19 protein-coding genes and 5 tRNA genes are annotated in these 21,653 nt (G+C 57.8%); 11 read left to right on the top strand and 13 right to left on the bottom strand.

Annotated features, from left to right (window positions below; translation table 11 throughout):
• Nucleotides 1-8 precede the first annotated feature (8 nt).
• The 8 genes from gltX to ACP2WS_RS04300 all read left to right on the top strand — a co-directional run bounded on the left by gltX (nt 9) and on the right by ACP2WS_RS04300 (nt 4,699).
• Nucleotides 9-1,409, top strand: coding sequence for a glutamate--tRNA ligase (gltX, locus tag ACP2WS_RS04335; protein ID WP_426459668.1), 1,401 nt, complete (start codon nt 9-11; stop codon nt 1,407-1,409).
• Between the two features lie 82 nt (nt 1,410-1,491).
• A tRNA-Ala gene (locus ACP2WS_RS04330) sits at nt 1,492-1,567 on the top strand.
• A 12-nt stretch (nt 1,568-1,579) separates the two neighbouring features.
• Nucleotides 1,580-1,655, top strand: a tRNA-Glu gene (locus ACP2WS_RS04325).
• Nucleotides 1,656-1,713: 58 nt separating this feature from the next.
• Nucleotides 1,714-1,790 (top strand) — tRNA-Asp (locus tag ACP2WS_RS04320).
• 71 nt (nt 1,791-1,861) lie between these two features.
• Nucleotides 1,862-1,937, top strand: a tRNA-Glu gene (locus tag ACP2WS_RS04315).
• A 58-nt stretch (nt 1,938-1,995) separates the two neighbouring features.
• Nucleotides 1,996-2,072, top strand: a tRNA-Asp gene (locus ACP2WS_RS04310).
• A gap of 96 nt (nt 2,073-2,168) precedes the next feature.
• Nucleotides 2,169-3,815 carry a tyrosine-type recombinase/integrase gene (locus ACP2WS_RS04305; protein ID WP_426459667.1) on the top strand — a complete coding sequence of 549 codons (1,647 nt, stop codon included), beginning with the start codon at nt 2,169-2,171 and terminating at the stop codon, nt 3,813-3,815.
• Entirely contained in the window at nt 3,812-4,699 is an 888-nt protein-coding gene (locus ACP2WS_RS04300; protein WP_426459666.1) for a homing endonuclease associated repeat-containing protein, read from the top strand. The genes ACP2WS_RS04305 and ACP2WS_RS04300 overlap by 4 nt, the downstream gene beginning before the upstream one ends.
• Before the next feature lie 708 nt (nt 4,700-5,407).
• Here the strand turns inward: ACP2WS_RS04300 and ACP2WS_RS04295 are convergent.
• From ACP2WS_RS04295 to ACP2WS_RS04235, 13 genes are all read right to left on the bottom strand, one after another.
• The gene (locus ACP2WS_RS04295; RefSeq protein ID WP_426459665.1) at nt 5,408-6,553 is read right to left on the bottom strand and encodes a plasmid recombination protein; all 1,146 of its coding nucleotides are present in this window, start codon (nt 6,551-6,553) and stop codon (nt 5,408-5,410) included.
• A gap of 930 nt (nt 6,554-7,483) precedes the next feature.
• Complete coding sequence (gene leuB, locus ACP2WS_RS04290; protein WP_426459664.1) at nt 7,484-8,551, bottom strand: 3-isopropylmalate dehydrogenase; 1,068 nt, start codon at nt 8,549-8,551, stop codon at nt 7,484-7,486.
• 90 nt (nt 8,552-8,641) lie between these two features.
• Nucleotides 8,642-9,292, bottom strand: a complete 651-nt coding sequence (leuD, locus tag ACP2WS_RS04285) for a 3-isopropylmalate dehydratase small subunit (RefSeq protein ID WP_374493178.1) — start codon at nt 9,290-9,292, stop codon at nt 8,642-8,644.
• A 62-nt stretch (nt 9,293-9,354) separates the two neighbouring features.
• Nucleotides 9,355-9,483: an entericidin A/B family lipoprotein gene (locus tag ACP2WS_RS04280; protein WP_374493176.1), complete on the bottom strand. Its 129-nt coding sequence runs from the start codon at nt 9,481-9,483 to the stop codon at nt 9,355-9,357.
• 58 nt (nt 9,484-9,541) lie between these two features.
• A complete protein-coding gene (gene leuC, locus ACP2WS_RS04275; protein WP_374493175.1) occupies nt 9,542-10,993 on the bottom strand; it encodes a 3-isopropylmalate dehydratase large subunit in 1,452 nt (483 codons plus the stop codon).
• A gap of 54 nt (nt 10,994-11,047) precedes the next feature.
• Nucleotides 11,048-11,977 carry a LysR family transcriptional regulator gene (locus ACP2WS_RS04270; RefSeq protein WP_426459663.1) on the bottom strand — a complete coding sequence of 310 codons (930 nt, stop codon included), beginning with the start codon at nt 11,975-11,977 and terminating at the stop codon, nt 11,048-11,050.
• Nucleotides 11,978-12,246: 269 nt separating this feature from the next.
• A complete protein-coding gene (locus ACP2WS_RS04265) occupies nt 12,247-13,557 on the bottom strand; it encodes a citrate synthase (protein ID WP_374493170.1) in 1,311 nt (436 codons plus the stop codon).
• 64 nt (nt 13,558-13,621) lie between these two features.
• Nucleotides 13,622-13,912 carry an FAD assembly factor SdhE gene (locus tag ACP2WS_RS04260; RefSeq protein WP_374493168.1) on the bottom strand — a complete coding sequence of 97 codons (291 nt, stop codon included), beginning with the start codon at nt 13,910-13,912 and terminating at the stop codon, nt 13,622-13,624.
• A 24-nt stretch (nt 13,913-13,936) separates the two neighbouring features.
• Nucleotides 13,937-14,638, bottom strand: a complete 702-nt coding sequence (locus tag ACP2WS_RS04255) for a succinate dehydrogenase iron-sulfur subunit (protein WP_374493167.1) — start codon at nt 14,636-14,638, stop codon at nt 13,937-13,939.
• Nucleotides 14,639-14,687: 49 nt separating this feature from the next.
• Nucleotides 14,688-16,493 (bottom strand): succinate dehydrogenase flavoprotein subunit, encoded by a 1,806-nt coding sequence (sdhA, locus tag ACP2WS_RS04250; protein WP_426459661.1) that lies wholly within the window; start codon nt 16,491-16,493, stop codon nt 14,688-14,690.
• A gap of 3 nt (nt 16,494-16,496) precedes the next feature.
• The gene (sdhD, locus tag ACP2WS_RS04245; RefSeq protein ID WP_374493163.1) at nt 16,497-16,862 is read right to left on the bottom strand and encodes a succinate dehydrogenase, hydrophobic membrane anchor protein; all 366 of its coding nucleotides are present in this window, start codon (nt 16,860-16,862) and stop codon (nt 16,497-16,499) included.
• 22 nt (nt 16,863-16,884) lie between these two features.
• Entirely contained in the window at nt 16,885-17,325 is a 441-nt protein-coding gene (gene sdhC / locus ACP2WS_RS04240) for a succinate dehydrogenase, cytochrome b556 subunit (protein ID WP_374493161.1), read from the bottom strand.
• Nucleotides 17,326-17,532: 207 nt separating this feature from the next.
• Complete coding sequence (locus ACP2WS_RS04235) at nt 17,533-18,327, bottom strand: GntR family transcriptional regulator (protein ID WP_374493158.1); 795 nt, start codon at nt 18,325-18,327, stop codon at nt 17,533-17,535.
• Nucleotides 18,328-18,650: 323 nt separating this feature from the next.
• Here ACP2WS_RS04235 and ACP2WS_RS04230 point away from each other — a divergent pair, with 323 nt between their 5' ends.
• The 3 genes from ACP2WS_RS04230 to ACP2WS_RS04220 all read left to right on the top strand — a co-directional run bounded on the left by ACP2WS_RS04230 (nt 18,651) and on the right by ACP2WS_RS04220 (nt 21,563).
• Nucleotides 18,651-19,637 (top strand): malate dehydrogenase, encoded by a 987-nt coding sequence (locus ACP2WS_RS04230; protein WP_374493155.1) that lies wholly within the window; start codon nt 18,651-18,653, stop codon nt 19,635-19,637.
• Between the two features lie 246 nt (nt 19,638-19,883).
• Nucleotides 19,884-20,906, top strand: a complete 1,023-nt coding sequence (locus ACP2WS_RS04225) for an HpcH/HpaI aldolase/citrate lyase family protein (RefSeq protein ID WP_426459659.1) — start codon at nt 19,884-19,886, stop codon at nt 20,904-20,906.
• Between the two features lie 54 nt (nt 20,907-20,960).
• Nucleotides 20,961-21,563, top strand: a complete 603-nt coding sequence (locus ACP2WS_RS04220) for a hypothetical protein (RefSeq protein ID WP_426459658.1) — start codon at nt 20,961-20,963, stop codon at nt 21,561-21,563.
• Nucleotides 21,564-21,653: the final 90 nt, after the last annotated feature.

Here is a 21,653-nt window from a genome sequence, read left to right as displayed (position 1 = left end):
GACTTCCCATGAACCAAAGAGTACGTACCCGTTTCGCTCCCTCGCCCACCGGCTTCATCCATCTGGGCAACATCCGTTCCGCCCTCTATCCCTGGGCCTTTGCACGTTCCCAGCATGGCGACTTTGTCCTGCGCATCGAGGACACCGATCTGGAACGGTCCACCCAGGCTTCCGTCGACGTCATTCTCGAAAGCATGCAGTGGCTGGGCCTCACGCCGGACGAAGGTCCCTTCTACCAGACCCAGCGTCTGGACCGCTACAAGGAAGTCCTGGCACAGCTGCAGGAAGCCGGCTACGTCTATCCCTGCTACATGCGCATGGAAGAGCTCGATGCCCTGCGCGAGCGCCAGATGGCAGCCAAGCAAAAGCCGCGCTACGACGGCACCTGGCGCCCTGAACCCGGCAAGGTCCTGCCTCCCGTTCCAGAGGGCGTTCAGCCCGTGCTCCGCTTCCGCAATCCGCTCACCGGCACCGTGTCGTGGGACGACAAGGTCAAGGGCCATGTGGAAATCCACAACGAAGAGCTCGACGACCTCGTCATCGCACGTCCCGATGGCACCCCCACCTACAACTTCTGCGTGGTGGTCGACGACATGGACATGCACATCACCCACGTCATCCGTGGCGATGACCATGTCAACAACACCCCGCGCCAGATCAACATCTTCCGAGCCCTCGGCAAGGAACCCCCGGTGTATGCCCACCTTCCCACCGTGCTCAACGAGCAGGGCGAGAAGATGAGCAAGCGCCACGGCGCCAAGGCCGTCACACAGTACCGTGACGAAGGCTATCTGCCCGATGCCATGATCAACTACCTGGCCCGCCTGGGCTGGAGCCATGGGGACGACGAAATCTTCAGCCGCGAACAGTTCCTCGAATGGTTCGACCTCGACCACCTCGGTCGCAGCGCTGCGCAGTTCGACGAAGCCAAGCTGCGCTGGGTCAATGCGCAGCACCTCAAGGCCACCTCCGACGAGGACCTTGCACGGCTCGTGCGTCCCTTTCTCCTGGCACGCGGCATCGTGGAAGCCGACCTCGACGATGGGCGTCTGCCCGCCATGTGTGGCCTCTTCAAGGACCGCTGCGACACCCTGGTGATCCTGGCCGACTGGATCGCCCGCTATCACCAGCCGGCAGCTCCCCAGCCCGAGGATGTGGCGCAGTACCTCACTCCAGCCATCCAGCCCGCGCTCGCAGCCCTGCACGATGCCCTGGCCGCCTGCGAGTGGACCCGCGAATCGATCTCTGCTGCCATCAAGCAGGTGCTCAAGGCACAGAGCCTCAAAATGCCCCAGCTTGCCATGCCGGTGCGGATCCTGGTGATGGGGACTCCCCACACGCCATCGCTGGATGCAGTGCTGTCTCTGCAACATCGCGAAAAAATTTTGGAGCAATTGCAAAAACGCTGAAAACCTCCCTATAATTCAAGTCTTCGCAGGGCACGAAGCAAATGACGAAAGTCAAAAGCAGAAAGCCAGGTGAAGACAATTTGGGGGTATAGCTCAGCTGGGAGAGCGCTTGCATGGCATGCAAGAGGTCAGCGGTTCGATCCCGCTTACCTCCACCAAATTCTAGGTTTGACCCTATCGTCTAGAGGCCTAGGACATCACCCTTTCACGGTGAGTACCGGGGTTCGAATCCCCGTAGGGTCGCCAAACTGCCTTCCATTCGTGGTCGGCATCGGCAGCAGGGCGCAAGCCCCGCATGCTACCAGGAGTGGTAGTTCAGTTGGTTAGAATACCGGCCTGTCACGCCGGGGGTCGCGGGTTCGAGTCCCGTCCACTCCGCCAACATGTACAAAGCCTTGCGCACCACGCAAGGCTTTTTATTCGGTGTCGCACATGGCGATGCCACAGGCTTTGACCCTATCGTCTAGAGGCCTAGGACATCACCCTTTCACGGTGAGTACCGGGGTTCGAATCCCCGTAGGGTCGCCAAACTGCCTTCCATTCGTGGTCGGCATAGGCAGCAGGGCGCAAGCCCCGCATGCTACCAGGAGTGGTAGTTCAGTTGGTTAGAATACCGGCCTGTCACGCCGGGGGTCGCGGGTTCGAGTCCCGTCCACTCCGCCAATATTTAAAAACCCGTTGATTTTCAACGGGTTTTTTCTTTTGTGTCTCGCTACAGGTGTCCCAAGACGGTGTCCCATTTTTTGGGGATCACCAGCCTTGAAGCTACCTTCACACCTCGCCAAGTCTCGCCACGGTGTTTTTTACTTCCGTCTAACCTTCCGGCTGGGTGCCACTACCAAGGAGAAGCGGATCTCCTTGCGAACCAAGAACCCACAGGAAGCCCGCTTCAAAGCCCTGTGCCTATCTGGGATAATGGCGGTTCGCAACCAGGAGCAACAAAGGACAATGGCAACGGACTACCTCAACACGGCAGAGAGCATTGCAGGACACGCCCCTGATGGTGACTTCCTGCTGAACCTGTTGCACCGTGTAGACCGTGAGCAACTGGCTGAACTTGCCGGGCTTCCCCTGTCGGAAGTGAACAACCTGTTCACCCCACCTACCGAGCCTGACACCCGCAAGCTGGACATTGAAATGCCGGGGGGCTTCGTTCTTCGGAACATCAACAGCGACGACGATGCCAGCCGAGCCGTTCACATTCTCCAGACTCTCAACCTGTCCCCGGAAGCACTGGCAAAACTGATTGCTGGCCCCAATCCCCAACGGGTAACACCAGAGCCACAGCCAGCACCACCAGCAAGCCAGAAGGAAGAAGGGGGAGCCACCATTCAGGAAATGGTGCCGAGGTTTGCCACCCGCAAAAAGAACAAGCTGTCACCCAAAGCCCTGTACGAGTACGGCAACTATCACCGGAAGTTCGTGGAGTGGCTGGAAACACGCAAGAAGAAAAAGCACATTCCTGTCCACAGCATTACCCGCACTGATGTCGCCGACTTCATTGACGACCTCCTGAGCAACGGCATAGGAGAGCGAACCATCTCCCGAAAATACCTGCCTGCACTCAATGGGCTTTTTGAACTCGCCAAAACCATTGGGGTGCTTCCTGATGGGCAGGAATTGCCAAGCCGTGGGCACAAAATTTTTTCAAAAGCTGATGCCAAAAAGGCGGCAGTCACCAAAGGGTACAAGCCGTTCACGGACGACGAACTCAAGTTGATTTTTCAGCCCCAACTTTTGAGCCAAGCTGAACGACCTGCCGATTTTTGGCTCCCTATGTTGGGACTTTTCACAGGTGGGCGAATTTCGGAACTGGCGCAACTGGACATTGCCGACATTCAAGAGCATGACAGCATTTGGGCGATTTCAATCAACAGCGAGGGAGATAAGTCCCTCAAGACTTTGGCGGCTACTCGCCTGATCCCAATCCACCCGACCCTCCTTGAATGTGGCTTCTTGGACTATGTAAACGACACCAAGGCACACGGGAAGAAACTTTTTCCCTACCTTACCCCGGACACCTTTGGCTCCTATGGAGCAACACCGAGCGAGCGATGGGGGAAGTATCTGGACAAGATTGGCATTCAGGACAAGCAGAAGGTTTTCCACTCTTTCCGGTCGACCTCCAATGACCGATTGAAACAAAACGGAGTACCAGAGGAAAGCCGGTGCCAGTTTGTTGGACACGAGCACGATACGATCAATTCAACGGCATACTCCAATCCCCACAATCTGCAATATTTGCAGGATAATGTCGCCAGCAAGTTGGACTATCCGGTGCTTGACTTCAAGGCAATGAAATACAGCCAAGGACAATTCAGCGAAATGTTGTCAATTCTATGCGCCAAGAAAGCAAGGCAAGAGGCTCATAAATTGGCGAAAGCCAAGTTGAAGCCAAACCAATGAAATTTGAACTACAACCGGACAATAGAAACTGCGAAGACCAAACTTTGCTTGATGACCTTGTGTCGGTCGCTCGTGCTCTTGGGAAGGCGACAATAACAAAAGAAGACTACCAAAAAAATGGGCGATTTAGCCCCGCCACTATTCAAAACAGGTTTGGAGCGTGGAATTTTGCATTAGAGAGATCAGGGCTGACGGTAGGAAAGAGAAATAATATCCCAGCCGAAGAAATAATCGCCGACATAAAAAGAGTTTCGGAGATTGTCGCACAAGAAAGCCTGTCTAGATCCGAATATCAATTGCATGGGCGGTTTTCTAGTGCAAATATCGCAAAACGATTTGGAGATTGGGAAAAGGCCCTCATTAAAGCCGGTTTAAATACTTCCCCTCTGTATCACAAGAAAGTAAACGAAGATGATTTGCTAAATAACATAGCAGTCATTTGGGAAAAACTTGGGCGGCAACCAAAGAAAAGTGATCTTAACCCCCCATTGTCAAAATATTCTTCCGATACTTACCGCAGGAGATTTGGTTCTTGGAGATCAGCATTAGAAAGGTTTGTTGAGATAGCAAATCAAGACGAGGAACCATTTCTGACTAGAATAGCTGTTGGAACTCCGGCAGAAAGTGAAATATTCAATGAACCGGAAGAAAAGAGAAGGAAGACATCAAGAAACCCGTCTTGGAGGCTTGTTTTTTTAGTCTATAGGAAAAACAATTTCAAGTGCGTGGCTTGCGGTAGGTCGCCGGCAACTGATCCAACCACTATCCTGCATGTTGATCACGTTGTACCTTGGTGCAAAGGTGGAGAAACTGTTTTGGAGAACTTACAAACACTTTGCTCCCACTGCAATTTAGGGAAAAGCGACTTACCTATGACTGAATAGGTTAAAAACAAAAGAGAAAGCCAGTCGATGACTGGCTTTTTTAGTTCTCTCGTTAAATCGGCACCACCCGTTTTAACCGGCTTACCTATTGACAATCTAAAAATTTCAAATACAAGTAAACCACCAAACACAAAATAAATCATATTTGATTTTTGAAAATTGTCAATACACCGAATTAAATTAGATTGTCTTGCTGTGTGGTAAGGCAATTTTTTATGCGTCGGTTAATTCTCTCGGTTCGGAAATTGTCAGGCAAATGGTCGCAAAACAGGCACAGGTAAAAATAACTAGGTTGATTTAATAGCAGTCTAGCAACTGGAAAAGGCATTGAGTGGCAGGTAGTCAAATTAACAAGTAGGCTAGAATGGTAAAGTTGGATAGCCACAGGGAAGACAAGGCAAGACCCTCCAACTGTTCCAGTAACGGAACGAACTTGCTAAATGGAAATGGTTACTTATTTTCCATCCGGTGCTATGTGGTAGCTATCACACGGTTAATTACCCGGTAAAGTCCAACCCAGAATTATTTTAATAATTCGGGAAGGGTAAGACTTTGCCGGAACCGTGTGATAGCACGGTGAAGGCAAAGTCTTTGTACAACAAAAATAAAGAGTACACAAGGCACAAATGGATAAATAGTACCCAAGCAAAGAAGAATCTCGTAGAGGTTTTATGAAATAAAACAAAAAAGGAAACGGCGAAAAATTCCCTATTTTTTTATTTTGTTGAAATTACTGGGAGCCATGCCGAATTTTTTCTCATACCAAGCAACAGTCTCACCCAATCCCTTGGATTTTTCCTGTTCCTTTTCCAAGTCCCTTTCCAATTCCTTGGTTTTTTCTTTTTGTGCGGTGATTTGGTTGCCCACGGTAGCCACTCGCTGATCAGCCCATTCCTTGGCTTTTTGGGCATAGGTTTCAGCCTTCTTTTTTTCCTTGTCTGATTCCTTCTTCGCCTTTTCTAGCTCTGCCAATGCTTCGGCTGTTGGTTTGTGCCAAGCACCAGCCAAACCAGCAAGCCAGCCCCCAATCTTGGAACCAAGCCCCTTGGCTTGTTCCTGGGCTTCCTGAATGATTGTTTTGGCTTTTTCCTCTGCTTTATGAATGCCGTCTTTATAGCCCTGTTTGCTGGCGACCTTGGCGACAGCCTTGGCATTGGCAAAAAAGCGAGCCTGTGCCTTTTCTGCCTTCCACTGGGCACGAGTTAAACGGCGACGACCCGGACCAATTCGGGTCAAGCCGTGGGACATGGCAACTCTGTTACTAAAATCGTCCTGCACGGCTCTCATTGCCTCAATATAGGCAAGATTTTGCTCTCCTTTCTTCTTGTCTTCTTGTTTTGCCTGCTTGCTTGCCTTGTAGCCGTCGTGAATATCGTCAAATCGTTCACCAATGCGAGGGACGACCGTAAAATGCAAATGCGGGTGGGCTTCATCATCGTGAACGACGACTGATTTAAGGCGATCTCCATATTTTTCTTTTAGCCAAGCGAGAGTGTCCTCTGCAAACTGTGGGAAATCGTCTTCCATTTCACGAGGAAGAGAAGCCACCCCAACCAGAGCACACAGACCGTCTTTTCTTAATCTTCTACCTTGGGCATCTTTTGAATTTTCTGCCCACTCTTCCACCATTGGGAGAACCTCCATAGGTGGAACACCATAAAGCAATCCAGGGCGACGAGGTTGATCAATATGTGGGCAAGCCGCCTCGATTCTGGCCTGCTCTTCCAGAATTTGGCGAATGCTTTTTACCTGTTTTGTGGTGGTTATTTTGTCGCCGTTTTTCTTGGTGACTGTTTTGCTTTGCTTTGATCCCTCTCGGGCATATGAATCGAAATGCATAAACTGATAGGACATTATTTTCTTCTTGTTGTTATATATTTATCCTAGCGTTTTTTATTGCAGAGTCAATATTCCTCCCTCTCATAGTGACCGACTATGCTTATTACATTTCACGTTGTTTCATTTCATAAGCGCCGGTCCTACCGGAAGTCCTGGCTGGGGCCTGTAACCCGGAAGCCGACGAAGCGGCTTTGACTTCACTACGTGATCCGTCTGCGATATTTCCCTTCCGGGAGCACCTACTTTGTTTATGTGACTGTGCCAGTCCCACAAACAAAGCAGGCCAATTTTTCTCCCTTGCGATTGATTGCCGTGAGGCTGAACGGCTCGCCCGTTTCTCAAGTCGTGAGGTCCGGGGACCGGCGACAGCCAAGGCGATCAAGAAGGCGGGGAAAGCAGTACGCAAGCACCGACGATCCGGCTACAATGACAAGTGTCACAACAAGGGGTACCGTTTTTTTTCGGGACACTTGTAACGTCGCCAAAGAATTTTCTTAGGAAAATCAACAGGTTTTGATGGAGTCCGGGAGTGTCCCGTCCACTCCGCCATCTTTTAAAAGACTTTAAGTTCAAGGACTTGAAGTCTTTTTTGTTTTGGGTGGCAGCAAATTGATGGCTGTGACTTCCCAGATGATTGCATGAATCCGGGAAGATATCCGTCGCTGGCGGCATGAGAGGTGAGGCGCTGGTGGATGGATGATCTGCAGGGGCGTTCGATCCTTGTGCCCGCAGAGTCTCAGGATGATCCGGTTGCAAAAGACCAGATGAATTCAAGTATCCCAAGCGCAACACAGCCATTCATTGAATGGCAGATTGATTTCAAACCCTGCAGGTTTCTCCTGCGGGGTTTTTTCTTGTGCGCAGCATCTGCCTGGGTTGCTGATGTGAAAAAGGCGCTCCATCGGGGAGCGCCTTTCCTTGCAGAAGGTACAGATGCGGGGGCGATTACAGCGCTGCCACCACGGCATCACCCATCTGGCTGGTATTGACCTTGGTGGTGCCTTCGCTCCAGATGTCGGCCGTGCGCAGGCCCTGTTCCAGCACCTTGCCCACGGCGCGTTCGATGCGGTCGGCGGCTTCAGGCTGACCCAGAGAGAAGCGCAGCATCATGGCCGCCGAGAGGATGGTCGCCAGCGGGTTGGCGATGCCCTGGCCTGCGATGTCCGGTGCGCTGCCGTGGCTGGGCTCGTACAGCCCCTGGTTCTTTTCATTGAGGCTGGCACTGGGCAGCATGCCGATGGAGCCCGTCAGCATGGCGGCTTCGTCACTCAGGATGTCGCCGAACATGTTGCCGGTGACAATCACGTCGAATTTCTTGGGGGCCTTGACCAGCTGCATGGCGGCGTTGTCCACGAGCATGTGGTCGAGCGTCACGTCGGGATACTGGGCACTCACTTCGACCAGGATGTCCTTCCAGAGCTGGGATGTTTCGAGCACGTTGTTCTTGTCCACGCTGGTGAGGCGCTTGCTGCGTTTCTGTGCGGCCTGGAAGGCCGTATGTGCGATGCGTTCGATTTCAGGGCGGCTGTAGCGCATGGTGTCGAAGGCTTCTTCCGTTCCAGGGAACAGCCCGTCGGTGGCGACACGACGGCCACGGGGCTGTCCGAAGTAGATGTCGCCGGTCAGTTCGCGCACGAGCAGGATGTCGAGTCCAGCCACGAGCTCGGGCTTGAGGCTGGAGGCGTTGACCAGTTCCTTGTAGCAGATGGCCGGACGCAGGTTGGCGTACAGGCCCAGGGCCTTGCGCAGCCCCAGGATGGCCTGTTCAGGACGCAGATGCCGTTCGAGTTTGTCGAACTTCCAGTCGCCGACGGCGCCAAAGAGCACGGCATCGGCGGATTTGGCGAGGTTCAGGGTGTGCTCGGGCAGCGGGTGTCCATGGTTGACATAGGCCGTGCCGCCGACATCGGCGTATTCCATGTCGAGAGGAAGGTCGAGGGCCTTGAGTACCTTGACGGCTTCGGCAATGATTTCGTGGCCGATGCCATCTCCGGAAAGAACTGCAATTTTCATGGGATCGAATGGGTGTGAGAAATGGAAAGAGGAAAGGGGCCGGCAGCGCAGGGCAGCCGGCACCCTGAAAACAGCACGGGCGCGCGTGCGTCAGTGCGGCATGGTGTGGGCCAGCCAGGGCTTGGTGGCCAGGCGCCGTGCCTCGAAAGCCTTGATCTCGTCGACATGGCGCAGGGTCAGTCCGATATCGTCGAGGCCGTTGAGCAGGCAGTACTTGCGGAAGGGTTGCACTTCGAAGGGGATTTCCTCGCCCTGCGGCAGGATGACAACCTGTCGTTCGAGGTCGATGGTGAGCGCATAGCCAGGGAAGGCCTGCACGTCATCGAACAGGCGGGAGATGGTGGATTCCGGCAGCACGATGGGCAGCAGGCCGTTCTTGAAGCAGTTGTTGAAGAAGATGTCGGCGTAGCTGGGCGCCAGGATGGCACGGAATCCATATTGCTCCAGTGCCCAGGGGGCATGCTCGCGGCTCGATCCGCATCCAAAGTTCTTGCGCGTGAGCAGAATCGAAGCTCCCTGGTAGCGCGGCTGGTTCAGGACAAAGTCGGGATTGGGGCGACGTTCGGATTCCGGCTTGCCGGGTTCGCCCCTGTCAAGGTAGCGCCATTCGTCGAATAGGTTCGGGCCAAAACCCGTCCGGCGAATGGACTTGAGGAATTGCTTGGGAATGATGGCGTCGGTGTCGACGTTTTCCCGATCAAGAGGAGCCACGAGGCCCTTGTGCAGGGTGAATTTTTGCATGGTGTGTCAGACAGGTGTGAGGCTGCGCTTGCTCTGGAAAGGACAACGCAGCCGAAAAGGGATCACTCGGCGGCGCGCTGGATGGCACTGCCAGTGGCACGGACATCCTTGCCGATGCCCTGCACGGTGTTGCAGCCGGTGACGGCGATCAGGGAGGCCATGACGAACAGGGAGGAGATGAGTCGTTTCATGATGCAGTCCTTGTGCACAAAAAGCGAGAGGAGGAGGAACGGGGTCTGATGGAGGAGATCAGGCAAGGGTCCGGACATCCACGAAGTGTCCGAATACGGCTGCAGCTGCAGCCATGGCTGGACTGACGAGGTGGGTGCGGCCGCCATTGCCCTGGCGTCCCTCGAAGTTGCGGTTGCTGGTCGAAGCGCAGCGTTCGCCAGGTTCGAGCCGGTCGGCATTCATGGCCAGACACATGCTGCATCCTGGCTGGCGCCATTCGAAGCCTGCTGCGGTGAAGATCTTGTCGAGTCCTTCTCGCTCGGCCTGTTCCTTGACGAGACCGGAACCCGGCACCACCAGGGCCTGTCGCACGTTGGGAGCCACCTTGCGGCCGAGCTTGCGCACGATGGCTGCGGCAGCACGCATGTCCTCGATGCGGCTGTTGGTGCAGCTGCCGATGAACACCTTGTCCACATGGATGTCGGTGATGGGCTTGCCCGGTTCGAGCGCCATGTAGGTCAGCGCGCGCTCCATGGCTGCACGCCGGCTGGGATCCTTTTCGGATTCGGGGTCGGGCACGGTGGCCGTGACCCCCACCACCATCTCGGGGCTGGTGCCCCAGGTCACCTCGGGTTCGATGGCTTCGGCGCGCAGATCGATCACGCTGTCGAAATGGGCCCCTTCATCCGTATGCAGCGTGCGCCAGTAGGCCACGGCCTGCTCCCATTCGGGGCCGCCGGTGAACTGTCCCGTGGTGGCATCCGTGCCGGGGGCAAAGGGGCGCCCCTTGACATATTCGATCGTCTTGTCGTCCACGGCCACCAGACCCGCGCGTGCACCGGCCTCGATGGCCATGTTGCACAGCGTCATGCGGCCTTCCATGCTCAGTCCGCGGATGGCGCTGCCGGCAAATTCGATGGTGTAGCCAGTGCCGCCCGCCGTGCCGATGCGCCCGATGATGGCCAGCACCACGTCCTTGGCGGTCACGCCGGGAGCCAGAGTGCCTTCAACCCGCACCAGCATGTTCCTGGCCTTTTTGGCGATAAGGGTCTGCGTGGCCATCACATGTTCGACTTCACTGGTGCCGATGCCATGCGCCAGAGCGCCGAAGGCCCCATGGGTGCTGGTATGACTGTCTCCGCAGACCACGGTCATGCCCGGCAGCGTCGCGCCGTTCTCGGGGCCCATCACATGCACGATACCCTGGCGGTGGCTGAGGAAGGGGAAATAGGCTGCCGCACCGAAGGCGGCAATGTTGCTGTCAAGTGTGGAGATCTGCTCTTTGCTGGTGGGATCCACGATACCGTCATATCCACGCTCCCAACCCGTGGTGGGAGTGTTGTGATCGGCCGTGGCCACCACCGAGCTGATGCGCCAGAGCTTGCGACCAGCCTGACGCAGGCCTTCGAAAGCCTGCGGGCTGGTGACTTCGTGCACCAGGTGGCGATCGATGTAGAGCAGGGCTGTGCCGTCTTCTTCAGTGCGGACGACATGTTCGTCCCAGAGTTTGTCATAGAGTGTCTGTGCCATGGTGATCCTGTAGGAAGGGAGGATGGAAAAGAAACGAGAAAGGGAAAGAGGGCGTCAGCTTGCCGGAGGCGACTCGGCGGAAGCGGTCAGATGCTCCACGAGCAGACGGGCGGGCTGCGGCAGGGTGGCGAAATCCCGGGCCACCAGCTCCAGGGTGCGTTCAGCCCAGGCATCGGTCAGGGCAATGCCCACGAGGTCACCCGTTCCATGGATCAGGTGAAACGCTCGCGCAGGCATCACTCCCACGCCCAGCCCGTTGGCAATCATGCGGCACATGGCATCGAGCCCGGTGACCCGGATGCGCAGCCGCACGGCGCGCCCGGCAATCAGTGCTGCATCGCGCATGGCCTGGTTGATCGAGCTGTTCACATGCAGGCCGACATGATCGTAGGCGAGCGTTTCGGAAAAATCCACGGATCCATGCGCTGCCAGGGGATGATTCGCAGGAGCGACAACCACAAGTCGGTCTGCACGGTAGAAGCGGCGCTGGAGTCCGGCCATGTCCTGCACCATGTTTCCGATGCCGAGATCGGCCGTGCCTTCCAGAACGGCCTGGGCCACCTCGTGGCTCAGGTGTTCCTCCAGATCGATCTTGATGTGTTCGTGTGCGCGGATGAAACGCCCCAGATCCTCAGGCAGGAACTGTACGATGGCCGAGATGCTGGCGTGCATGCGGACATGGCCTCGCACCCCTTCGGCGTATTCGCCGAGCTCGGCCTGCATCTTCTCCAGATGGAAGATGACTGTGCGGGCATGGTGCAGCAGACTCTCGCCAGCAGGGGTCAGTGTGACGCCACGGGCATGGCGTTCCAGCAGAGGGGTGCCGAAGGCCGCTTCCAGATCGCTCAGACGCTTGCTGATGGCAGATGCGGCGATGAATTCCCGCTCGGCCGCGCGACCAATGCTGCCCAGCTCGCAGACAGCGACGAAGAGCTGGAGCGAGGTCAGGTCCAGTCGACGGGAGAGGGCACGGTCGTAGAACATGGGCAATCGGAAAATCAGCTAATCCATCTTGAATAACGATGGATGATGCTATTTTCCATGTAAAAGACGCGCTGTGCCATCGTCTTTTGAGATGGATGATCTGCCCATCTGCGAATTCCCAGGGGACTCAGGGCTGGAAAACAAGGGCTGTGAAGAGCCGATCTGCTCCAGGCAGCAAAAAACCCATCCGGTTGCTGAGAACCGAATGGGTTGTGCAAAGGCGAGAGCCGCCCCTGCCATGTGAGGGCAGGGGCTCCACAAGGGAGGAATCAGCCCTTGAAGTTGGCAGGCACGTCGCGGCGGACAGAGCCGGTGTAGAGCTGACGGGGACGACCGATCTTGTACTCGGGGTCGGCGATCATCTCGTTGAGCTGTGCAATCCAGCCCACGGTGCGGGCCAGTGCGAAGATGCCGGTGAAGAGCTTGACCGGGATGCCGATGGCGCGCTGAACGATGCCGGAGTAGAAGTCCACGTTCGGGTACAGCTTGCGCTGGACGAAGTAGTCGTCTTCGAGCGCAATTTTTTCCAGTTCCTTGGCCAGTGCGAACAGCGGATCCTTTTCGAGGCCGAGTTCGGCCAGGACTTCGTTGCAGGTTTCCTGCATGAGCTTGGCGCGGGGGTCATAGTTCTTGTAGACGCGGTGACCGAAGCCCATCAGGCGGACGCCGGAGTTCTTGTCCTTGACCTGTTCCATGAATTCGCCGACCTTGGCCACGCCACCCATCTTCTGGATGTCCATGAGCATGTTCAGGCAGGCTTCGTTGGCACCGCCGTGGGCAGGACCCCACAGACAGGCCACGCCTGCTGCAATGGCTGCGAATGGGTTCGTGCCGGAAGATCCGCACAGACGCACGGTGGAGGTGGAGGCATTCTGCTCGTGGTCGGCGTGCAGGATGAAGATGCGGTCCAGGGCGCGTTCGATGACGGGGTTGACCTTGTATTCCTCGCAGGGAGTGCCGAACATCATGTGCATGAAGTTGCCTGCATAGCTCAGATGGTTCTGAGGATACATGTAGGGCTCGCCCTTGCCATACTTGTAGGCCATGGCGACGAGGGTCGGGAGCTTGGCGATGAGCTGGATCGCAGCGATGTCGCGGTGCTCGGCATTGTGGATGTCGATGTTCTCGCCATAGAAGGCAGACATGGCGCCGACAAGTCCAGTCAGCACGGCCATCGGGTGTGCATCGCGGCGGAAGCCACGCATGAAGAACTGCATCTGCTCGTTGACCATGGTGTGGGTCAGCACGACCTTGTGGAATTCCTCGCGCTGTGCGGCCGTCGGCAGCTCGCCCTTGAGCAGCAGATAGCAGGTGTCGAGGTAATCGCACTTTTCAGCCAGCTGTTCGATGGGGTAGCCACGATACAGAAGTTCTCCCTTGTCACCATCGATGTAGGTGATGCCGGACTGACACGACGCAGTGGACAGGAAGCCGGGATCGTAGGTGAACATGCCGGTCTGTGCATAGAGCTTGCGGATGTCGATCACGTCGGGGCCGATGTTGCCCGAGTAGATCGGCAGGTCCACGCTGGGCTTGCCGTTGCTGAAGGAGAGAGTCGCTTTGTTGTCAGCCAGTTTCATGGGAGAACTCCTGTGTCTGTTATGGATGCTGATGGGCGGGGCGAACCGCCTGGGGGAAGGGATGCTATTGCGACGGGCGAGGCTTGCGCATGCGTTCCAGCAAGGCGATGACGTCCGGCGTATCGAGAGGTGCTGCGGGCTCCTTGCGGCGCAGCATCAGATCGAGCAGGTCGTTGTCCGAGAGATCCATTAGTGCATACATCGCTTTCGCTTCCCTGACCGTCATCTGCGGGCCATACCGCTCAAGGTAGTGGCCGATGAAAAGGTCGTTTTCGAGCAGGCCGCGCCGGCAGCGCCATTGCAGCTTGCTGTATTCCTCGGGGGTGAGGCGATCGTCGTCGTAATCTGCGGTCATGGATATCCCGGACAAAAAGGAGACTCAGATGGAGCGGCGCGCCATCAGTTCCTTGATCTTGCCAATGGCCCGCGTGGGGTTGAGTCCCTTCGGGCACACGTCCACGCAGTTCATGATGGTGTGGCAGCGGAACAGGCGATAGGGATCGTCCAGATTGTCCAGACGTTCGCTGGTGGCCTGGTCACGGCTGTCGGCGATGAACCGGTAGGCTTGCAGGAGACCGGCAGGACCCACGAACTTGTCGGGGTTCCACCAGAAGCTCGGGCAGCTCGTGGAGCAGCTGGCGCACAGAATGCACTCGTAGAGGCCGTTGAGTTCTTCGCGTTCCTCGGGCGACTGCAGACGTTCCTTTTCGGGAGCCGGCGTGTGGTTGATCAGGTACGGCTTGATCGAGTCGTACTGCTTGAAGAACATGGTCATGTCCACGATCAGATCGCGGATGACCGGCAGGCCGGGCAGCGGCTTCAGGACGATGGGGTCCTTGAGCGTGCGCATGTTGGTCAGGCAGGACAGCCCGTTCTTGCCGTTGATGTTCATGGCGTCCGAGCCACACACCCCTTCGCGGCAGGAGCGACGGAAGGCCAGCGTGGGATCCTTGGCCTTGAGCTTGATGAGGGCGTCGAGCAGCATGCGTTCGTGGCCGTCGAGTTCGATCTCGATGGTCTGCATGTAAGGCTTGGCGTCCTTGTCGGGGTCGTAGCGGTAGATTTGGAAGGTACGTTTCATGGTCGAAAAACTCCGTGTTCGATTGCTTGGTGGCGCGTGCGTGGCTTGCTCAGAAGGTACGCACCTTCGGCGGCACCGTGTCAACCGTCAGGGGTTTCAGGTTCACGGGCTTGTAGGAGAGGGAGTTGGTCTTGCTGTCCCACAGCGTGTGCTTGAGCCAGTTCTTGTCGTCGCGGCCGAGCGGTGCATTGGGATCGTCAGCGGGGTGCTCGTAGTCGTAGACCGTGTGGGCACCACGGCATTCGTGGCGAGCGGCTGCGGACACGATGGTGGCCTGAGCCACTTCGATCAGGTTGGCTACCTCGAGCGATTCGACCAGGGCCGTGTTGAAGACCTTGGACTTGTCCTGCAGGTGGATGTGGTCCACGCGCTCGCGGATGGCTGCGATCTGCTGCACGCCTTCGTCCATCAGTGCCTGGGTGCGGAACACACCGGCATGCTTCTGCATGCTGCTGCGGATGTCGTTGGCAACGTCCTGGGCGTATTCGCCGCTGGTGGACTGTTCAAGCTTGGCAAGACGTGCGCGGGTGAAGTCGGTGGCATCTGCCGGCAGCGGCTTGTGCTCGGCTCCGGGTTGCACGTTGGCCACGATGTGGTTGCCGGCGGCACGGCCGAAGACCAGCAGGTCGAGCAGCGAGTTGGTGCCCAGGCGGTTGGCGCCGTGCACGCTCACGCAGGCACATTCGCCCACGGCATAGAGTCCGTTGACCACGCGGTTGGCGCCGTTCACATGCTCGACGACCTGCCCGTTGAGGTTGGTCGGAATGCCGCCCATCTGGTAGTGGATGGTCGGCACGACGGGGATCGGTTCCTTGGTGATGTCGACGTTGGCGAAGTTGATGCCGATTTCGTACACCGAGGGCAGACGCTTGTGGATGGTTTCGGCACCGAGGTGGTCGAGCTTCATCAGGATGTAGTCCTTGTTGGGACCGCAGCCGCGACCTTCCTTGATTTCCTGGTCCATCGAGCGGGACACGAAGTCGCGCGGTGCCAGATCCTTCAGGGTAGGAGCGTAGCGTTCCATGAAGCGCTCGCCTTCGCTGTTGAGCAGAATGGCGCCTTCGCCACGGCAGCCTTCGGTCAGCAGCACGCCGGCTCCAGCCACGCCCGTGGGGTGGAACTGCCAGAACTCCATGTCCTGCAGCGGAATGCCGGCACGGGCAGCCATGCCCAGACCGTCACCGGTGTTGATGTAGGCATTGGTCGAAGCAGCAAAGATGCGGCCTGCACCGCCAGTGGCGAGCAGGGTGGTCTTGGCTTCGAGCATGTAGATGTCGCCGGTTTCCATTTCCAGCGCGGTCACGCCCAGCACATCGCCGTCAGCATCGCGCACGATGTCGAGCGCCATCCATTCGACGAAGAAGTTGGTGTGGGCATGCACGTTCTGCTGGTAGAGAGTGTGCAGCATGGCATGGCCCGTGCGGTCGGCTGCGGCGCAGGCGCGCTGCACCGGCTTCTCACCGTGGTTGGCCGTGTGGCCACCGAACGGGCGCTGATAGATGGTGCCATCGGGGTTGCGGTCGAACGGCATGCCGAAGTGCTCGAGTTCGTACACGACCTTGGGAGCTTCGCGGCACATGAACTCGATGGCGTCCTGGTCGCCGAGCCAGTCAGAGCCCTTGATGGTGTCGTAGAAGTGCCATTCCCAGCTGTCTTCGCTCATGTTGCCGAGAGAGGCAGAGACGCCACCCTGTGCGGCCACGGTATGGGAGCGGGTAGGAAAGACCTTGGAGAGAACGGCCACGTTCAGGCCGGCGCGAGACAGTTGCAGCGAGGCACGCATGCCGGAGCCACCGGCACCGACGATGACAACGTCAAACTTGCGGCGGGGCAGGGATTGAGGATTCAGGGCCATTTTTTACACTCTCCACAGAACTTGAATCGCCCAGCCGGCGCAGCCAGCGAGCCAGGCAATGGTGAACACATGCAGGGCCAGGCGCAGGCCGGCCGGCTTGACGTAATCCATCCAGATGTCGCGCACACCGACCCAGGCATGCCAGGACAGCGCGAGGACGGTGACGAAGGTCAGGAACTTCATCCACTGGGGTGCGAAGATGCCGGCCCAGGAATCGTAGTTCAGGGGACCGGACGTCAGCAGGACCGAGAGAATGAGCGCCAGCGTGAACAGCACGATGATGGCGGCGGTGACGCGCTGGACGAGCCAGTCACGGACGCCGTAGTGGGCGCCAGTGGTGATGCGACGGGAACCGTAGGTGACAGACATGGGGGTTTCCTTTGCTTGAAGATCAATACAGGCCGAACAGCTTGGCGCCGAGGGCCACGGTGAGCAGCAGGCTGGCAACCAGCACAGCCTGGGCGGAGCTGCGGCCGAACTGCTTGCTGACGAATTCATGGGAGGCATCCATGATGAGGAAGCGGATGCCGGTGAACATGTGGTGCAGGAAAGCCCAGATCAGTGCCAGGCAGACGAGCTTGTAGAACCAGCCCGGCATGCCCAGGGTTCCGTTGAAGAGGGCGGTGAATTTCTCGAACGACACCTGGGATGTGACGGATTTGTCGAACAGCCACATCACGAAAGGCAGCAGCAGGAACATCAGTGCACCGCTGACACGGTGCAGGATGGACACGATGGCCGCCAGGGGCATGCGATAGGTGCGAATATCCGCAATACCGATATTGCGGAATTCAGGCCGCTTGGTGGAAGAGGAGGGAGGGGTAGATGACATGGAAAGGGCCTTATCTGTGAGTCAACAAATCCATTCGAAGCTTGGGAGTGTTTGTGACGCTCCGCAAGGAACGTAACAAGAACAACTGCGCATTTTAGACTGATGAAGATGACTTGGGGCTTGCAAACTCTCAAACCCCAGAAATGGGATCGGATGATCTCGGCTTCTTCGCTGGGTTTGCATGCTTTCGGTGCGTGAAATGGGGTTTCAGCTCAGGGTATTCTTGTAATGGTGGGTATCGGTTCGGTAGAGCGCTCGGCGCACCTCTACGGGCTGGTCGTTGTAGGTGAGGCTCACGCGCATCACCTGCAGAAGGGGGGTGGAAGACGGAACCTGCAGCAGTTCCGCCTGCCGGGTGTCGGGAAGGACGGCCTTGAGCTGTTCGTCGGCGCGGATCATGCGCACACCGAACTGGTCCTCGAACAGGGCGTAGGTGGGCCCCTGGTGGTGGGTCAGCATGTCGCTCGTCAGTCCCTTGAACAGGGAGGCAGGCAGCCAGATGTCCTCCAGGATCGAGGGCGTGCCGCCAAGAGAGAGCAGGCGGCGGATCTGCATGACGGATTCCCCGCTCTGGAGCTGAAGCTGTCGAGCGATGTCTGCAGTGGCGCGTACACGGCGGCATTCCAGGATGGTGCGCTGGGTGCGCCCTTCGCTGGCTACGGTGCCCTCGTCGGGATGCAGGCGCAGGAAGCGGTATTCCACATGGCGCTCGTTGTGGCTGGCCACGAAGGTGCCCTTGCCCTGACGGCGCACCACGAGGTTTTCGGAGGCGAGCTCGTCGATGGCCTTGCGCACGGTGCCCTGGCTCACGCTGTAGCGCTTGGCCAGCTCCACTTCGCTGGGAATGGCTTCCTGTGGCTTCCATTCGCCGATCTGCAGACTGTGGAGCATGGCCTGCTTGATCTGCTGGTAGAGCGGGCTGAATGCGGGCGCGGGGGAGGAGGCGCTCGCCGACTGGATGTCGGAGCCGGAGCTTTCTGTGTCGAGATCGGATGAGGACATGGCCAGGGAAGAACGCAGACAAGAGAGACCGGGAGGGAGTGCCATCCGGTCGGAAGGTGAGGGGGAAAGCGGTGACGGGGCATTTCTTTCCGGCTCGGCGCAGGCGTGCAACACACAAATCATATCTTATATAAGATATAAGACAAATTGTCCGTGCAAGAAAATCAGCGTTACACTATGCACACTTCGCCGCTGCCCGGCTCCAAGGTGCCTCTGGCACGCGGGTGCGCGAGTCCGTTCCCTGTGGTTGTCTGGGTGTCTGCGGTACAGACGGCTGCATGTATGTTTCTTTGTGTTCCCTCTATCAAGACTGGAGACTCTTCATGAGCAAAACCCCCGTTCGCGTGGCCGTTACCGGCGCCGCTGGTCAGATTGGCTACGCCCTGTTGTTCCGCATTGCTTCCGGCGAGATGCTGGGCAAGGATCAGCCGGTCATCCTCCAGCTGCTTGAGATCCCGAACGAAAAGGCACAGAGCGCCCTCAAGGGCGTGATGATGGAACTGCAGGATTGCGCGTTCCCCCTGCTGGCCGGCATGGAAGCCTATTCCGACCCGATGGAAGCCTTCAAGGGCGTGCAGTATGCGCTGCTGGTGGGTGCTCGTCCCCGTGGCCCCGGCATGGAACGTGCAGACCTGCTGGCTGCCAACGCACAGATCTTCACGGCCCAGGGCAAGGCTCTGGATGCTGTGGCTGACCGCAACGTCAAGGTTCTGGTGGTGGGCAATCCGGCCAACACCAACGCATACATCGCCATGAAGAGCGCACCCAGCCTGCCGGCCAAGAACTTCACCGCCATGCTGCGTCTGGATCACAACCGCGCTGCGAGCCAGATCGCCGAGAAGACCGGCAAGCCCGTTGCCGCGATCGAGAAGCTGGCCGTGTGGGGCAACCACTCCCCGACCATGTATGCCGACTACCGCTTTGCCACCATCGGTGGCGAGTCCGTCAAGGACCTGATCAACGACGACGTCTGGAACCGCGACGTGTTCCTGCCGACCGTGGGCAAGCGTGGCGCTGCGATCATCGAAGCACGTGGCCTGAGCTCCGCTGCTTCTGCTGCCAATGCCGCCATCGACCACATGCACGACTGGGCACTGGGCACCAATGGCAAGTGGGTGACCATGGGCATTCCGTCCCAGGGCTGGTACGGCATTCCCGAAGGCGTGGTGTTCGGTTTCCCCGTGACCTGTGAAAACGGCGAATACAAGGTCATCGAAGGGCTGCCGATCGACGCATTCAGCCAGGAACGCATCAACAAGACCCTGGCCGAGCTGCAGGGCGAGCAGGACGGCGTCAAGCACCTCCTGTAATGGCCGATGTCGCGCTCTGCCCCTGACTTTTGCAGGGCAGGGTGCGCAGATGGCTGGGGAACGCCCTGGCGCTGTCCGTTGGAGGACGGCGCATCAGGGCATTCCATCCAAGCGCATGTCGCATGCCTTCATTTTGCATGCAGGTGTGTTTGGATGGAATCCATGAGTTCATGTCGTAGTTGTGCAGCCGATTCGTGATCGTGTGGCTCTGCCTCCTGGAGGTGCATGCACGGCTGGTGCACTGGCATGACGGTCTCTCTCTTTCCCTTCGCCGCGATGTCTTCCTCTCCTTCCATCCATCCCCGCGACGTTCTGCTTGGTGCCCAGGGTGCTGCAGGCATGCTCCCCGTATGTGACCACTACTGCGGGGTAGAGGATCGGATGCGCAAGAGCCTGCAGCTGCAGCAGGAGCTCATGCAGGAACATGGCACCTGTGTCTTCGATGTCACGCTGGACTGCGAGGATGGGGCGCCGGTTGGTCATGAATCCGAACATGCGGCCATGGTGGTGGAGATTGCCCGCGCTGCCGCTCCGGATGCACGGGTTGCGGTGCGGGTGCATCCGGTTGACCACCCCGCATTTGCCGAGGACGTGTCTGTGCTGGTGGGCGCTCTTCCGGAGCGCTGGTGCCATGTGATGATTCCCAAGGTGGAGTCTGTACAGGATGTCGAACGGGCCGTGAAGCAGGTCGATGCAGCAGGTGGGGTGTCGCTGCCGCTGCATGTGCTGCTTGAGTCACCGCTGGCTGTGCACCATGCCTTTGCCATTGCAGCCCATCCGCGCGTGCAGTCGATCAGTTTCGGGTTGATGGATTTCGTGTCGGCCCATGGGGGCGCCATTCCCGGAGAGGCCATGGGGGTGGAGGGACAATTCAGCCATCCGCTCGTGGTGCAGGCCAAGCTGCAGATCGCCACGGCCTGCCATGCCCATGGAAAAACCCCTTCTCATTGCGTGGTGACCGAGTTTCGGGATGCAGCGGCCATTTCGCGTGCGGCTCAAATGGCAGCCCGCCAATTCGGATATACCCGCATGTGGAGTATTCATCCGGGGCAGATTCGGCCCATATTGGCTGCCTTTGCACCGACCGATGCCGAAATGGAAATGGCATCCGAAATCATACTCGCGGCGGCACAGGCCGATTGGGCACCCATCAGTCATAAGGGCACATTGCACGACCGGGCCAGTTATCGGTATTACTGGCAGGTGCTGGAACGTGCGCATGCCACTGGAAAATTATTGCCACAAGATGTGCGTGGATATTTTGCTTGAGGGAATCGTCCGATAATTTGCGGTTCCTGGACTCATTCATCTGAAAGACCATTCATGAAAAAACTGATTTCCATGCTGACCGTGCTGGCACTGGCCAGCAGTGGCGTGTTCGCAGCCGAAAAGGTCGAATCGACCTCCCACGGCAAGGCCAAGGCGGCACACAAGGTGACAGGGGCCCAGAAGGCCTCCGGCAAGTCGGCATCAAAGAGCACAAAGAGCTCCAAGAAGCCCGTGAAGCGGTTCGTCAAGCTCAAGAAGGCGCTCAAGGTCAATCCGCTCACCGGCGCCAGCGCCCCGGTTGCACCAGTGCGTCCTGCCGGGTTGCCCTTCCCGGCGCCTGCCCTGGCTGTGTATACAGGCACCATGCAATGCGAGCTGGGCACGCGGGTCACGGTGACCCAGGATGCCCAGAATCCGCTGATGTATGACGTGCATGCAAGCAATGGTCGCCGTTATTCCATGCAGCAGGTTCCGACCAGTACCGGCGTGGTCCGGCTGGAGGACAAGGCTGCAGGTGCAACCTGGATGCAGCTCGGCAACAAGTCCATGCTGATGGATCAGAAGCGTGGTGAACGTGTGGCCGATCAATGCCAGAACCCTCAGCAGGTGCAGAGAGACCAGGAACTGAAGGCGCATCCGGTCAATCTGCTGCAATGAAATCGTCCGCAAGGATGTCATTCCCCCTCATCAAGGCCCGGCGGTTCGCGTGAACCGTCGGGTGTGATGCCCCCTTACCCCCGAAGAAAC

It is taken from the genome of Brachymonas moutaii (nom. illeg.) (genome assembly GCF_049977365.1).
Classification (GTDB): Bacteria; Pseudomonadota; Gammaproteobacteria; order Burkholderiales; family Burkholderiaceae_C; genus Brachymonas.
The sequence above is the reverse complement of the archived record's forward strand: the minus strand, read 5'-3'. Positions and strand labels throughout refer to the sequence as shown.

Excerpts from the sequence above, each read along its gene's own strand:
- ACP2WS_RS04235 (WP_374493158.1), bottom strand. The coding sequence starts at position 18,327 with ATGTCCTCATCCGATCTCGACACAGAAAGCTCCGGCTCCGACATCCAG.
- sdhC (WP_374493161.1), bottom strand. The coding sequence starts at position 17,325 with ATGTCATCTACCCCTCCCTCCTCTTCCACCAAGCGGCCTGAATTCCGC.
- ACP2WS_RS04280 (WP_374493176.1), bottom strand. The coding sequence starts at position 9,483 with ATGAAACGACTCATCTCCTCCCTGTTCGTCATGGCCTCCCTGATCGCC.
- ACP2WS_RS04270 (WP_426459663.1), bottom strand. The coding sequence starts at position 11,977 with ATGTTCTACGACCGTGCCCTCTCCCGTCGACTGGACCTGACCTCGCTC.
- ACP2WS_RS04295 (WP_426459665.1), bottom strand. The coding sequence starts at position 6,553 with ATGTCCTATCAGTTTATGCATTTCGATTCATATGCCCGAGAGGGATCA.
- sdhD (WP_374493163.1), bottom strand. The coding sequence starts at position 16,862 with ATGTCTGTCACCTACGGTTCCCGTCGCATCACCACTGGCGCCCACTAC.
- ACP2WS_RS04300 (WP_426459666.1), top strand. The coding sequence starts at position 3,812 with ATGAAATTTGAACTACAACCGGACAATAGAAACTGCGAAGACCAAACT.
- ACP2WS_RS04265 (WP_374493170.1), bottom strand. The coding sequence starts at position 13,557 with ATGAAACTGGCTGACAACAAAGCGACTCTCTCCTTCAGCAACGGCAAG.
- leuD (WP_374493178.1), bottom strand. The coding sequence starts at position 9,292 with ATGCAAAAATTCACCCTGCACAAGGGCCTCGTGGCTCCTCTTGATCGG.
- ACP2WS_RS04230 (WP_374493155.1), top strand. The coding sequence starts at position 18,651 with ATGAGCAAAACCCCCGTTCGCGTGGCCGTTACCGGCGCCGCTGGTCAG.
- leuB (WP_426459664.1), bottom strand. The coding sequence starts at position 8,551 with ATGAAAATTGCAGTTCTTTCCGGAGATGGCATCGGCCACGAAATCATT.
- leuC (WP_374493175.1), bottom strand. The coding sequence starts at position 10,993 with ATGGCACAGACACTCTATGACAAACTCTGGGACGAACATGTCGTCCGC.
- ACP2WS_RS04220 (WP_426459658.1), top strand. The coding sequence starts at position 20,961 with ATGAAAAAACTGATTTCCATGCTGACCGTGCTGGCACTGGCCAGCAGT.
- sdhA (WP_426459661.1), bottom strand. The coding sequence starts at position 16,493 with ATGGCCCTGAATCCTCAATCCCTGCCCCGCCGCAAGTTTGACGTTGTC.
- ACP2WS_RS04225 (WP_426459659.1), top strand. The coding sequence starts at position 19,884 with ATGACGGTCTCTCTCTTTCCCTTCGCCGCGATGTCTTCCTCTCCTTCC.
- ACP2WS_RS04260 (WP_374493168.1), bottom strand. The coding sequence starts at position 13,912 with ATGACCGCAGATTACGACGACGATCGCCTCACCCCCGAGGAATACAGC.
- ACP2WS_RS04255 (WP_374493167.1), bottom strand. The coding sequence starts at position 14,638 with ATGAAACGTACCTTCCAAATCTACCGCTACGACCCCGACAAGGACGCC.
- gltX (WP_426459668.1), top strand. The coding sequence starts at position 9 with ATGAACCAAAGAGTACGTACCCGTTTCGCTCCCTCGCCCACCGGCTTC.